The sequence below is a fragment of the Caballeronia sp. S22 genome, assembly GCF_964261745.1.
Lineage (GTDB): Bacteria > Pseudomonadota > Gammaproteobacteria > Burkholderiales > Burkholderiaceae > Caballeronia > Caballeronia jiangsuensis.
In genome coordinates this window covers 427,146-440,186 of the sequence record NZ_OZ180037.1, presented here as the reverse complement: position 1 = coordinate 440,186, position 13,041 = coordinate 427,146, and the positions used below count along the sequence as shown (strand labels likewise).

Below are 13,041 nucleotides of genomic sequence, written 5' to 3'. Positions count from 1 at the left end.
TGTATCGATTCGAGGCTCGCTCGCCGGTTCATTGCCAGCGAGTCGAGTCATTCATTCAGTCATGCGATGCCGGTCTCCTTCATTCTTCAAAGCGCCGGGCGGTCCTTGCGATACGCGTTCTTCACAGCGATCCTGCCGTCGCTGAAGGTGAACACATCCACCATGCGGGCCTCGACGCGCGAGCCGTCCGCTTTCGTGCCGCGAAACGTCGATTCCGATACGCCGCGCTCGCCGCTCACGAAATGCTCGCCCTCTTTCCACGATGCGTCGGGGAAGGTTTCCCACGCGAGCGCAAAGCCCTTGCGTACCTCGTCGCGGCCCTTGAAGGTGCGTCCGAGCGCATCGGGTCCGGCCACGCCGTGAAAGACGCATTCTTCAGCCATGCAGTTCATCAATGCATCGATGTCGTGGCGATTCCACGCATCGTTGAATGTCTCCAGCAGCCGAATGTAATCCTGATTCGTTTGAGTGCTCATGTCGATATTTTCAGTGCGTTGCGAAAGGGTTCGGCGGGATTCAGCACTTCTCGTCCTGCGCCAGATACTTGTGATAAAGGAATCGTTGACCGACGCGGCGGAACGGCGCGAAGCCTTTCCATCGCACCATGCCCATCACGTTCGGATATTCGAGCGCGGAGTCGTAGATCGGCAGATCGTCGCGGCTGTGCTGCCATTTGCCCGCGACGCGCTCGGCCATGCGCCGCCCCGCATGCGCGGAAAACGACACGCCGTTGCCGCCGTATCCGACCGCATAAAAGATGCTTTCCTGCGGATCGGGCTGCGCGACGCGCGGCATCATGTCGTGACTCACATCGACCCAGCCCCACCACGAATAATCGATGCGAATGCCCTTCAACGAAGGGAACTTGCGATGCAGGCCTTCGATGAGCACATCCATGTGCCGCGGGTTCGCGGCATCCGCGCCCGTGATCGCGCTGCGGCTGCCGATCTGCACGCGATTGTCCGGCAGCAAGCGATAGTAAAAGCGCAGCGTGCGCGTATCGGTGATGACCTCATGCGTGCGGAAGTTGGTCGATGCGATTTCTTCCTGCGTGAGCGGCCGCGTGACGAGCGAGTTCGAAAGAATCGGCATGATTTTCGCGGACAGCGTGCGATGCATGTCGTTGCGCGTGTAGCCGCCGGTCGCGAACGCAACCGCTTTCGCGCGAATCACGCCGCGCGGCGTGCGCACGTGATGCACGCCGCGAATCGTCTCTACGTCGACCACGGGCGTGCTCGTATGCACCTTCACTCCGAGCGAGCGCGCCATGCGCATATAACCGAAAGCGAGCTTGAGCGGATGCACGCCGATGCCATCGGGTTCGTGCAGCGCACCACAATTTTCGCGGTCATCGACATACGATTGCGCGACTTCCTTCGCGCTCAGCATGCGCGCGTCGTAGCCGAAGACATCGCGCATCACCTTGCATTCATTCGTCAGAAAATCCATTTTTCGCGCCCGATGCGCGATATACAGATGCCCGCCCGGCTGCGGATCGCACGCGAATTCGCCGATCAGCTTCTTGAAGGTATCGAAGCCTTCGCGGATTTCCGCGTCGAGCTTGAGCGCCGTCTGCTTGCCCCATCGCTCGATCCATTGCGAGCGGTAGAGACGGCCGCTCGCGTTCTGCCCCTGCCCGCCGTTGCGGCTCGTGCAGCCCCACGCGGTGCGGTTGGCATCGACGACGGTAGCGCGGATGCCATGCTCCCGCGCCAGAAAGAGCGCGGTGGAAAGGCCGGTGAATCCCGCGCCGACGATCAGCACATCGACGTCGGCATCGCCGGGCAAGGGTCCGTCGTCTTCGGGCGGCTCGCCGGCGGTCGCGACCCAGTAGGTCGGCGCATAGTCCATCGCCTGACGGCCGATGGGCGAGACGAGCGGGTCGTAGAGCGGATCGTATGGGGCGCACGCGCCTCGAAGGGCCGGCGCAACGTAATCGAGAGTAGCCACCGATAACTCCTTGGAAAGTACCCTCATACTGCACCGAACTTCACGCCCCGCTTAGAGCCACGCCGGAATCATCGTTAGTGCCAGGACGCTCTCCAGACGGGCGATGCCGCGCGGCGCTGGCCCCAGCGATTGGTCCTTTCTGGTACTACGACCGTCCAATTTTGTCTGGTCATACTGGACCGAATCCTCTTTCTCTCGCGCATCGAATGCCTCGCGCGGGCCAATGATCATACGGAGTGGTCCATGCTCAAGTTCCTGATCGGAATCGGTTTGCCGTTTGTCGGGGTCATCGGCTTGTTGCCGTGGGCTGCGTCGAACGATTTCTACGTACTCGGCGTTCCGTTTATTTATGCATGGATTTTCGGCTGGTTCGTGCTGACGTCGGTGTGTCTCCAGCTTTGCTGGGTTTTGTTCGACAAAAAAACGGAACAGCGCGAAGCGCGCGGCGCATAAGGAGACATCGGCATGGCTTCCACGGTATTTCTGGGCTTCATCGCGCTGTCGTTGTGGCTCGCGCTGCGTGCGGGCAAGGGGCGCGGCTCGCAAAGCGTGCACGACTTCTTTGTCGCGTCGCGTCAGTTCGGCGCGTGGCTCGTGTTCTTTCTCGCGGCGGGCGAGATCTACAGCATCGGTACGATGGTCGGCTTTCCAGGCGGCATCTATGCGAAGGGCCCGACGTATGGCGTCTGGTTTCTCGGCTATATCCTGCTTGCCTATCCGATCGGCTATTTCGTCGGTCCGAAAATCTGGGAAGCGGGCAAGCGCTATAACGCGATCACGCTGCCCGATCTGTTCAAGGGGCATTTCGGAAGCCGCGCGCTCGAACTGATCGTTGCGATTTCCGCGCTGATCTTTCTGCTGCCGTGGGGCCAGTTGCAGTTCACCGGGCTCGTCGCCGCGCTCAAGGGTCTCGGCTGGAACCTCAATCCGGTGCTGCTCATCATGATCTCCGCGCTGCTCGCGTTCGCGTATATCGCGATCGCAGGCGTGCGGGCATCGGCGTATATCGCCATTCTGAAAGACATTCTGATGGTCGCGGCGATCGTCATCACGGGCATTGCGGTTGCGTGGGAAGCGGGCGTCGAACCGGTGTTCAGGGCCGCGAGCCAGCACGTATCGAACGCGATGTCCGCGCATCAACTCACGTTCTCGATGAGCACGATGCTGTTCCAGTCGCTCGGTTTCTACGTGATGCCGTTTGCGATCCAGAACTTCTTCACCGCGAAAAGCGCGAACGCGATTCGCCGCTCGCAAGTGGTGATGCCGCTCTACATGCTGATGTACCCGTTCCTCGTGGTCGCGTCGTACTACGCGATCGCGCAGAACGTGCCGCTCGCCTCGCCCAACGAGGCGTTCTTCACCGCTGTGGTGCATCTGTTGCCGCCGTGGCTCGTGGGCCTGGTCGCGGCGGGCGCGTCGCTGTCGGGCCTGCTCGTGCTCGCGGGCATCTGTCTCGCAATCGGGCCGGTAGTCACGCGCAATCTGCTGCCGAACATGCCGGAGACGCGTCAGAAGGCCAGCGCCAAAGTGGTGATCGGCGTTTATCTGCTGCTTTCCATCGGCATGACGCTCGCGACGCCGAACCTCATGCTCACGCTCATCAACATGACGTATTACGGCGTCACGCAGTATTTCCCCGGCGTGATCGCGATCGTGCTCGGGCTGCGCGTGGGTGCGCGCGCGATCGCATCGGGGCTGCTCGTGGGCCAGTTGCTTGCGGTCGTCCTGTATGTGTTCCATGTCGATATCGCCGGCATCAATATCGGCCTCATCTGTCTCGCGGTGAATGTGCTCGTCGTGTTTCTCGCCAATCCGAGCGCGGGCCGCAAGCATGTTCACGCTGACCTGATCCACTCGAACGACTCATGAATCGAACCGACAACAACGCAGTAAAAGTACTTGTGGCACGCAAGATTCTGACGATGAATCCGCGTCAGCCCGTCGCGACGCACGTGGCGATCCGCGACGGCAAGATCCTCTCGGTCGGCACGCGCGACGACATGCGCCAATGGATCGATGCAGAACCGGACACGAGCTTCAGCGACAAGGTGCTGATGCCCGGTCTCGTAGAAGGCCATTCGCATCTGATGGAAGGCGCGATGTGGAGCGCGGTCTATGTCGGGTACTACGAGCGGCGCGGACCCGATGGCACGCGCTGGCCCGGCCTGCAATCGCTCGATGCGGTGATCGCGCGATTGCGGGAAACCGAGCGTCAACTCGATGATGCCGATGCGCCGCTGCTTGCATGGGGCTTCGATCCGATCTTCTTCGGCAGCGAGCGTCTGACGGTGACGCAGCTCGAACGCGTATCGGCGACGCGTCCCATCGCGATCCTGCATGCGAGCGTGCATCTGATGAACGTGAATTCGCCGATGCTCGAACTCTCGGGCATCGATGAAGATACCGACGTCGATGGCATCGTGAAAGACAAAAGCGGCCAACTCACCGGCGAATTACAGGAGTTCGCGGCGATGTTCCCGGTGTATCGTGTGATCGGTGCGAAGCTGTCGCTGTCGGCCAGCGACAACCCCGATGCGATCCGCGCTTTCGGCAAGGTCGCGCAACTCGCCGGCGTGACGACGGCCACCGACCTGCTCAACGATCTGTCCGACAAGGGCATGCGCAATCTCGTCGAAGTCACGCGCGACGCGCGCTTTCCGATTCGTCTCGTGCCCGCATTCGGGCCGCAACGTAACCCCGAAGGCGGACCGGATCGCGTGCTGGAAGCCGTGAAGCTCAACTCGGACAAACTGCGCTTCGGGCCGGTGAAATTCATTGTCGATGGCTCGATCCAGGGCTTTACCGCACGCCTGCGCTGGCCCGGTTACGTGAACGGACGGCCCAACGGTTTATGGCTGATTCCGCCGGAACAGTTCGTCGAAACGTTCCTGCCGTTCCATCTGGCAGGCTTGCAATTGCACATCCACACGAATGGCGATGAAGCCACCGAACTCGTGCTGGATGCAATCGAAACGATCCTGAATCGGCATCCGAGATCGGATCATCGGCACACGTTGCAGCATTGTCAGATGGCCGACAGAAGGCAACTCGAACGCGCCGCGCGGCTCGGCATGTGCGTTAATTTCTTCTCGAATCACATCTACTATTGGGGCGACGCGCACTACAAGCAAACGATGGGCGCCGACCGCGCAAACCGCATGGACGCCGCAGGCACCGCGAGCGAACTCGGCATCACGTTCGGTCTGCATTCGGATGCGCCGATCACGCAGCTCAATCCGCTTTTCACCGCGTGGTGCGCCGTGCAACGTCAGACCGCATCCGGACGCGTGCTGGGCGAAGCGGAACGGCTGAGCGTCGCCGATGCGCTGCGCGCGATCACGCTCGGTGCTGCCTTCACGATCGGCATGAACGACGTCATCGGCAGTATAGAAATCGGCAAGTTCGCGGATTTCGCCGTGCTCGATGAAGACCCGAGCGAGGTGCCGTCGGAGCGCCTCGGCCAACTGCGCGTGTGGGGCACCATTCTCGGCGGCCGCGCACATCAGGCGCCTGCATGATGACGCCGATTCCTCTTGCCGTCATCGGCGGCTATCTCGGCGCGGGCAAGACCACGATGATCAACGCGCTGCTGACCAACACCGATGGCCGGCGCATCACCGTGCTCGTCAACGATTTCGGTTCGGTCAATATCGATGCGGCGCTGATCCGCGAGCGTAGCGACGATGTGATCGGGCTGGAAAACGGCTGCGTGTGTTGCTCTATCGGCGGCAAGCTGATGGAGACGCTGATCGACATCAGCGCGCGTGAGTTGCGGCCCGATCTGCTCGTGATCGAAGCGAGCGGCGTGTCGGACCCGGTGCGCATCGCGCAGGTCGGCATGCTCGATCGTGCGTTCCGGCTTCAGGGCATCGTGGTTGCGGTGGATGCGGAGCGCATCGAAGAGACGCTCGCCGATGCGTATATCGGCGATATCGCGCGACGGCAGATCGAAGGCGCGAGTTCCATTGTGCTGACGAAGACCGATCTGACTTCCGCCGATGATCTATGTGCCGTGCGTGCGCGCTTGATGGAGATCGCGCATACGCGCATCCTGTTCGAAGCCGATCGCGGCAAGGTGCCGAATACGCTTTTCTTCAGCGATGAACCGTCCTTGCGCGAACGCATCGCACCGCGTGCATTCACGTCATCGAACCACCTTCCCGCCGATCTGCGCAGCGTCACGTTTCGCTCGGATGAGCGCTTCGAGCGCCGGCAACTCAAGGCCGCATGCGCGTCGTTCAGCGATCGGCTCTTGCGCGCCAAAGGCTTTGTGCGCCTTCAGGATGGCACCTGTGCGGAGATTCATGTCGTCGGCAAACGCTGGCATATCACGCGATGCGCTGATGTCGAAGAAACTCGAATCGTCTTCATCGGTCTCTTCGCATCCGACGACATTCATCGCGCGCTAAGTGCTGTGTCTGTGCCGCGCACCGAGCCATGCAGCGAGCTTCGCGAATAAGGTCATATCCGGCGGCACGGACAGATCGACCGCGAAGTGATGCCGATAGTATGGGCTGAGATCGAGCCCGACGCCGAGCCCGAGCACTTCAACGGTGCGCGCCGCTTCGTGCTTCGCGACGACTTCGCGCAAATGCTGATCGAGATAGTTCGGATCGTTCGCCTGCGCGGTTGCGCTGTCCATCGGGCTGCCATCCGATAGCACGACGACAATGCGCCGCGCTTCGCCACGCGCGACGAGCCGCGAACACGCCCATTCCACCGCTTCGCCGTCGATGCCCTCGCGAAACAGATCGGCCTTGAACAGCGCCGCGATGTCGCCGCGTGCCGCGCGCCAGCTCGCATCGCCTTCCTTGAAGATCATGTTGCACGCTTCGTTGAGCCGGCCCGGATACTTCGGCCTGCCCTTCGCGAGCCAGTCGAGCTTCGCGCGGCCGCCGTTCCATGCGCAGGTCGTGAAGCCGAGCACTTCGGTCGCGACGCCCGCCATGCCGAGCGCGCGCACGAGCACGTCGATCATCACCGCGACAGGCTCGATGCTCGCCTTCATCGAGCCCGAGCAATCGATCAGAAAACTCACCGCGCAATCCGCGTGCGGACGTTCGCGCTCGCGCCTGAAGACGCGCCGCTCATTCGGCGATGCCACCACTTGCGCAAGCCGACGCCCATCGATGCGCCCTTCTTCTTCGCCGAACGACCAGCCGTCGCGACGCGGCACGGTGAGCGCCGATTGCAACATGCGCGCGAGACGCGGCACGTTGATATGCCGCGCGGCGATCAGATCGTCGAGACGCTCGCGATATTCACGCAGCAACGCGGCGCGAATCAGCGTCGCCGGGCGAATGGTCTTGTCATAGCGCGTGCTGAACACGCGATAGTGCTCGCCCGACGCCTCACGAGCGGTGCTATCGCCACTCGCGGCGAGCGCGAGCCGTTCGATGCTGCCCTCTTCATCGTCGATGTCGAACCACGCGCCGAGCATCGTGCGCGCGGCCTCTTGCTTGTCATCGTCGGATGAAGGGTTACTTTCGACGAACGCGTGCTGCACGTCGCGAATCATTTCGCCAAGGTTCCGCGCGATGGCGAGCGCATGAACCGCATAGGCGCGTTGATCCGCGCGATGCCGCCGCATGCCCGCAAGCGCATGTCCGAGCGATGGCGCGAGCGCCGCGCGCGTGGCTTCGATGATGCCCTCGGTCGCTTCGAACACGGCGCGCCCGGATAGCCGCGATTCGGCCATCTGCGCGACGGTGTAGATCAACAGGCCGATATCGCTGTCGAGCAAACCTGTCTCATGGCACGCGTGCGACCACGCATCGAAGCGATGCCGCACATTGCGCCTCACGCCTTCCATGCCCGCAGGCACGCACGCTTCGCAGCGCAACTGCTCCAGCATGTCGAAGACCATGCGTTCGACCGGCTCATCAGGCGTCATGTCCCGATGCAGCGCGGCGTCCGAATACGCGATGCGCAACGCGGACGCATCGGCGGCGCCGCGTGTCGAATCCAGGTCTTCATCGTCCCTGCGTTCGCCGCGCAAATGCGGCGCATGCAACGGCACCGGCCGCAAGTGACGGTACAGCCTGCCGCCGCGATAGTGCAGCGCTTCATCGCCCGTCAAAGCCCGCACGGTGGCCGCGCATAACGCGTCGCGTCGCGCGAGTTCACGCGGCCCGTTCATTTCGCCGACTCGTCGTGCCACTGCGATAGCGTGTTCAGCTCATCGCCGAACGCGCGCTGAAAATATTCCGCGACGATGGGCCGTTCCGCCTCGTCGCACTTGTTCAGGAACGTGAGACGCAGCGCCAGCTTCACGTCGTGGAAAACCTCGCAGTTCTCGGCCCAGTTGATGACAGTGCGCGGCGACATCAACGTCGACAGATCGCCCGCCGCGAAGCCGCGCCGCGTGAGTCCGGCCATGCTCACCATCGAATCGACGAGCGCCCGGCCCGCGTCGTCATCCAGATGCGGCACGCGCGCGAGCACGATGCGCGCCTCTTCCTCGCGCGAGAGGTAGTTCAGCGTCGCGACCACGTTCCAGCGGTCGATCTGCGCGTGATTCAACATCTGCGTGCCGTGATACATGCCGTTCAGATTGCCGAGGCCGATCGTATTGGTCGTCGCGAACAGGCGAAAAAAGCGATGCGGCTGGATCACGCGGTTCTGGTCGAGCAGCGTGAAACTGCCGTCGCGTTCGAGAATACGCTGGATCACGAACATCACATCGGGGCGGCCGGCGTCGTATTCGTCGAACACGAGCGCGACAGGCCGTTGCAGCGCCCACGGCACGATACCTTCCTGAAACTCGGTGACCTGCACGTCATCACGTACGACGATTGCATCCTTGCCGACGAGATCGAGCCGGCTCACGTGGCCATCCAGATTCACGCGCATGCACGGCCAGTTGAGCCGCGCCGCCACCTGCTCGATATGCGTCGATTTTCCGGTGCCGTGCAGACCCTGCACCATCACGCGCCGGTTGCACGCGAAGCCTGCGAGAATCGCCAGCGTGACCTCGGGATTGAAGCGATACGCCTCGTCGATTTCCGGAACGTGCGGATCGCGCGTGCTGAACGCCGGCACTTGCAAGTCCGTATCGATGCCGAAAAGCGTGCGCACGGACACTTTCCGGTCCGGCTCGTCCAACCATGTGTCGCGCATCATGAGGCTTCGTCTCCCGTGACAGAGGCTCCAGCATATCAACTATCTTTTTTCGGAACAATTCATTTCGTTTATTTTTATCCAAACGGCCTATACGGCGCCGATCGGCACCTCATTTAAAATAATGTCGAACGAATTCACATGGAAACCATGCCGATGGACAAGCCCGACACGCCCACGCTGCGCGCCTTCGCGTTGCTGGAATACCTGGTCCAGGCGGGCAGCCCCGTGTCGCTGACGGACATGGCCGACGACATGGGCATGCCGAAGCCTTCGCTGCACCGCATGCTTGCGTCGCTGGAAGCGGGCGGGCTCGTGATCCGCGAGCCGGGCGACAAGAACGCGTATGTGGTCGGCCCGCGCCTCGCGCAACTCGGCCTCAATGTGATGACGCACGCGGGCGCGCGACGGCTGCGGCACGCGATCCTCACGCGGCTCGTCTCCGATCTCGGCGAAACCTGCAATCTCACGATGCTGCACGAGAACGAAGTGCTCTATCTCGACCGCGTGGAAGCGCCGTGGCCGCTGCGGCTCGATCTGAAGCCCGGTTCGCACGTGCCCGTCTGGTGCAGCGCGAGCGGCAAGCTGCTGCTCGCGCTTCAGCCGCGCGACGAACGCAATGCGCTCGTGCGCGCGATGAAGCTAGAGCGCTACACCGCCAACACGATCACCGACACGGAAATGCTCGAAGCGGAACTCGACCGCATCGCGAAGAAGGGCGTCGCGATCGACAACGAGGAGTTCGTGCAGGGCATCGTGTGCGCGGCGGCGCCCATCGCCGATGCGGGCGGCACATGCATCGCGGCGATCGCGGTTCACGCGCCGGTGTCGCGCACGCCGCTCTCGCGGGCGCTGGAAATGGTCCCTCGTCTCAAGGAAGCCGCCGCGGAGCTGGGCAAGACGTTCGGTTGACAGGGTCTCCAAGTAATAAAAACGCAACCCAGCATTCCGAAAATTGTGGCGCGGCGACGGGACACGCGCGTAAAGTAGCCGTAATTCGAAACCAAACGTTCCGTTTCCGGCCCATGCGCAACGTCACACATCTCGATTCTGCCGAGCATGCCGGCGATGAATCGCGGACGCTCCGTCCGCTCGCCGTGCTCGAACAACTGGCTGCGGCCGGTCACGCTTACACGCTGTCGCAACTCGCGGCGCGCGTGCGCATTCCCAAGGCGACCTTGCTGCGACTGATCGATTCGCTCGAAGCGCAGGGCTATGTCACGCATATGCCCGACTCGCGCGGCACGGACCGCGGCATCGCGCTCGGACCCCGCGCCGCCCAGCTTGCGCTCGCCACGCTTGCCAACAACTCGTTCACTCGCGCCTGCCGTTCGATCCTGCGCTCGCTCGTCGACGTCATCGGTGAAAGCTGCAATCTCACCGCACTCGATGGCGATACGGTCCTCTATATCGAGCGCGTCGAGACGGCCGAACCGCTGCGCCTGCATATGCAGGCCGGCATGCGGGTGCCGCTGCATTGCACCGCGAGCGGCAAGCTGTTTCTCTCGCAGATGCCGCTCGCCGAGCGTCGCCAGATCCTCGGCCGTCTCACCCTCACGAAGAAAACGCATCGCACGCTGACCGATCGGACGCTGCTCGAAGCCGAGCTCGACCGGCTCGCCGCGCGTGGCATCGGCATCGACAACGAGGAGTTCGTGCTGGGGATGGTGGCCGTCGCGGTGCCCATCACCGATGCCGCGACCGGACGCGTGCTCGCGTGCCTCGCCGCGCACGCCCCGACCGCCCGCGCCAATCTCAACGACCTGCTCCAGGCGGTTCCGCAGTTGCGCGAGACCGCCGTGAAGCTCGCAACGCTCGTTGATTCCTCCGATGGACTGACGCTCATGGCGCGCCAGCGCCCCGCAGCGCGCTAGTCCACTCTCCCGCCGAGACGCCCGCCGCGCGGGCCCCGGCGGCGCTTCCCGCTCACCATCGCTAAAAATTCCGAATTTTTTAGAGACAAAACATTCCATTTATTTGAAAAACTGGTTGACGCGGAAATCGGCTCGTCCTACGATGTCTTCACGATACATATTCCGGAACCAAACGTTCCGATTTATTTCACCCGGAGACACTCATGAGCGAGCACGACCAAGCCCGTCCTTCCCAGACCACTCTCGCCGCCGCCAGCGCGACGCCCGCCGGTCCGCAGTCGATGACCCCTTCCGAAGCATTCGTCGAAACGCTCGCCGCCAACGGCGTGACCGAGATGTTCGGCATCATGGGTTCGGCCTTCATGGACGCGATGGACATCTTCGCGCCCGCCGGCATCCGCCTGATCCCGGTCGTGCATGAACAGGGCGCGGGCCACATGGCTGACGGCTATTCGCGCGTGTCGGGCCGTCACGGCGTCGTGATCGGTCAGAACGGCCCCGGCATCAGCAATTGCGTGACGGCGATCGCGGCGGCGTACTGGGCGCACAGCCCGGTCGTGATCGTCACGCCGGAAGCGGGCACGATGGGCATCGGCCTCGGCGGCTTCCAGGAAGCGAAGCAATTGCCGATGTTCCAGGAATTCACGAAGTATCAGGGCCACGTGACGCACCCGGCGCGCATGGCCGAGTTCACGGCACGCTGCTTCGACCGCGCGATGTCGGAGATGGGCCCGACGCAACTCAACATTCCGCGCGACTACTTCTACGGCCAGGTCAAGGTCGAGATTCCGAAGCCGCAGCGTCTCGATCGCGGCCCCGGCGGCGATCAGAGCCTGAACGAAGCCGCCGATCTGCTCGCCGAAGCGAAATTCCCCGTCATCATCTCGGGCGGCGGCGTGGTGATGTCCGATGCCATCGAGGAATGTAAAGCGCTCGCCGAGCGTCTCGGCGCGCCGGTGGTCAACAGCTATCTGCACAACGACTCGTTCCCGGCGAATCATCCGCTGTGGTGCGGCCCGCTCGGTTATCAAGGCTCGAAGGCCGCGATGAAGCTGCTGAGCCAGGCCGATGTCGTGATCGCGCTCGGCTCGCGGCTCGGACCGTTCGGCACGCTGCCGCAGCACGGCCTCGACTATTGGCCGAAGGAAGCGAAGGTCATCCAGATCGACGCGGACCACAAGATGCTCGGCCTCGTGAAGAAGATTTCCGTCGGTATTTGCGGCGATGCGAAGGCGACGGCCATCGCGCTCACGCAGCGGCTCGCCGATCGCAAGCTCGATTGCGATGCGACGAAGGACGCCCGCGCGAAGACCATCGCCACGGAAAAGGCCGCATGGGAGAAGGAACTCGACGAATGGACGCACGAGCGCGATCCGTACAGCCTCGACATGATCGAAGAGCAGAAGAGCGAGAAGCCCTTCAGCGGCGGCCAGTATCTGCATCCGCGTCAGGTGTTGCGCGAGCTCGAAAAGGCGATGCCGGAAGACGTGATGGTGTCGACCGATATCGGCAACATCAACTCGGTCGCGAACAGCTATCTGCGCTTCAACAAGCCGCGCAGCTTCTTCGCGGCGATGAGCTGGGGCAACTGCGGCTATGCGTTCCCGACGATCATCGGCGCGAAGGTTGCGGCACCGCATCGTCCGGCCGTCTCGTATGCAGGCGATGGCGCCTGGGGCATGAGCCTGATGGAAACCATGACCTGCGTGCGCCATAACATTCCGGTGACGGCTGTCGTGTTCCATAACCGTCAGTGGGGCGCGGAGAAGAAGAATCAGGTGGACTTCTACAATCGCCGCTTCGTTGCGGGCGAGCTCGACAACCAGAGCTTCGCCGAGATCGCGAAGGCGATGGGCGCGGAAGGCATCGTCGTCGACAAGCTGGAGGATGTCGGGCCTGCGCTGAAGAAGGCCATCGATCTGCAGATGAATCACGGCAAGACGACGATCATCGAGATCATGTGCACGCGCGAACTCGGCGATCCGTTCCGCCGCGACGCACTCTCGAAGCCGGTGCGCACGCTCGACAAGTACAAGGACTACGTCTAAGTCCTGCGCCACGCCGCTCCGCGCCCGGAGCGGCGTTTTCTTAACCATGA

The 13,041-nt window shown here is 62.7% G+C and carries 11 protein-coding genes; 7 read left to right on the top strand and 4 right to left on the bottom strand.

What is annotated here, in order from left to right; all coding sequences use genetic code 11:
• Positions 1 to 86: 86 nt before the first annotated feature.
• Together ACEN42_RS25695 and ACEN42_RS25690 are read right to left on the bottom strand one after the other, a co-directional pair.
• The gene (locus ACEN42_RS25695) at positions 87 to 476 is read right to left on the bottom strand and encodes a nuclear transport factor 2 family protein (RefSeq protein ID WP_035500240.1); all 390 of its coding nucleotides are present in this window, start codon (positions 474 to 476) and stop codon (positions 87 to 89) included.
• Positions 477 to 516: 40 nt separating this feature from the next.
• Entirely contained in the window at positions 517 to 1,950 is a 1,434-nt protein-coding gene (locus tag ACEN42_RS25690) for an FAD-binding oxidoreductase (protein ID WP_035500242.1), read from the bottom strand.
• 243 nt (positions 1,951 to 2,193) lie between these two features.
• Here ACEN42_RS25690 and ACEN42_RS25685 point away from each other — a divergent pair, with 243 nt between their 5' ends.
• Genes ACEN42_RS25685 through ACEN42_RS25670 form a run of 4 tightly spaced genes read left to right on the top strand, consistent with a single transcriptional unit; the run spans position 2,194 to position 6,409 of the window.
• Positions 2,194 to 2,403, top strand: a complete 210-nt coding sequence (locus ACEN42_RS25685; RefSeq protein WP_106856302.1) for a DUF3311 domain-containing protein — start codon at positions 2,194 to 2,196, stop codon at positions 2,401 to 2,403.
• A 12-nt stretch (positions 2,404 to 2,415) separates the two neighbouring features.
• Positions 2,416 to 3,819, top strand: a complete 1,404-nt coding sequence (locus tag ACEN42_RS25680; RefSeq protein WP_371884767.1) for a sodium:solute symporter — start codon at positions 2,416 to 2,418, stop codon at positions 3,817 to 3,819.
• Complete coding sequence (locus ACEN42_RS25675) at positions 3,816 to 5,468, top strand: amidohydrolase (RefSeq protein WP_371884766.1); 1,653 nt, start codon at positions 3,816 to 3,818, stop codon at positions 5,466 to 5,468. The genes ACEN42_RS25680 and ACEN42_RS25675 overlap by 4 nt, the downstream gene beginning before the upstream one ends.
• The gene (locus ACEN42_RS25670; protein WP_371884765.1) at positions 5,465 to 6,409 is read left to right on the top strand and encodes a GTP-binding protein; all 945 of its coding nucleotides are present in this window, start codon (positions 5,465 to 5,467) and stop codon (positions 6,407 to 6,409) included. Before ACEN42_RS25675 ends, ACEN42_RS25670 begins: the two co-directional genes overlap by 4 nt.
• On the opposite strand, the gene ACEN42_RS25665 is transcribed toward ACEN42_RS25670, so the two are convergent.
• Both ACEN42_RS25665 and ACEN42_RS25660 read right to left on the bottom strand, forming a co-directional pair.
• Entirely contained in the window at positions 6,356 to 8,089 is a 1,734-nt protein-coding gene (locus tag ACEN42_RS25665) for a cobaltochelatase CobT-related protein (RefSeq protein WP_371884764.1), read from the bottom strand. The genes ACEN42_RS25670 and ACEN42_RS25665 overlap by 54 nt on opposite strands.
• Positions 8,086 to 9,072: an AAA family ATPase gene (locus ACEN42_RS25660; RefSeq protein ID WP_250486408.1), complete on the bottom strand. Its 987-nt coding sequence runs from the start codon at positions 9,070 to 9,072 to the stop codon at positions 8,086 to 8,088. Before ACEN42_RS25660 ends, ACEN42_RS25665 begins: the two co-directional genes overlap by 4 nt.
• A 153-nt stretch (positions 9,073 to 9,225) precedes the next feature.
• On the opposite strand from ACEN42_RS25660, the gene ACEN42_RS25655 reads away from it, so the two are divergent.
• The 3 genes from ACEN42_RS25655 (at position 9,226) to xsc (ending at position 12,991) form a co-directional block, all read left to right on the top strand.
• The gene (locus ACEN42_RS25655; RefSeq protein WP_187607137.1) at positions 9,226 to 9,981 is read left to right on the top strand and encodes an IclR family transcriptional regulator; all 756 of its coding nucleotides are present in this window, start codon (positions 9,226 to 9,228) and stop codon (positions 9,979 to 9,981) included.
• A 113-nt stretch (positions 9,982 to 10,094) separates the two neighbouring features.
• Positions 10,095 to 10,943, top strand: a complete 849-nt coding sequence (locus tag ACEN42_RS25650; RefSeq protein ID WP_371884763.1) for an IclR family transcriptional regulator — start codon at positions 10,095 to 10,097, stop codon at positions 10,941 to 10,943.
• Between the two features lie 281 nt (positions 10,944 to 11,224).
• A complete protein-coding gene (gene xsc, locus ACEN42_RS25645; RefSeq protein WP_374191212.1) occupies positions 11,225 to 12,991 on the top strand; it encodes a sulfoacetaldehyde acetyltransferase in 1,767 nt (588 codons plus the stop codon).
• Positions 12,992 to 13,041 lie beyond the last annotated feature (50 nt).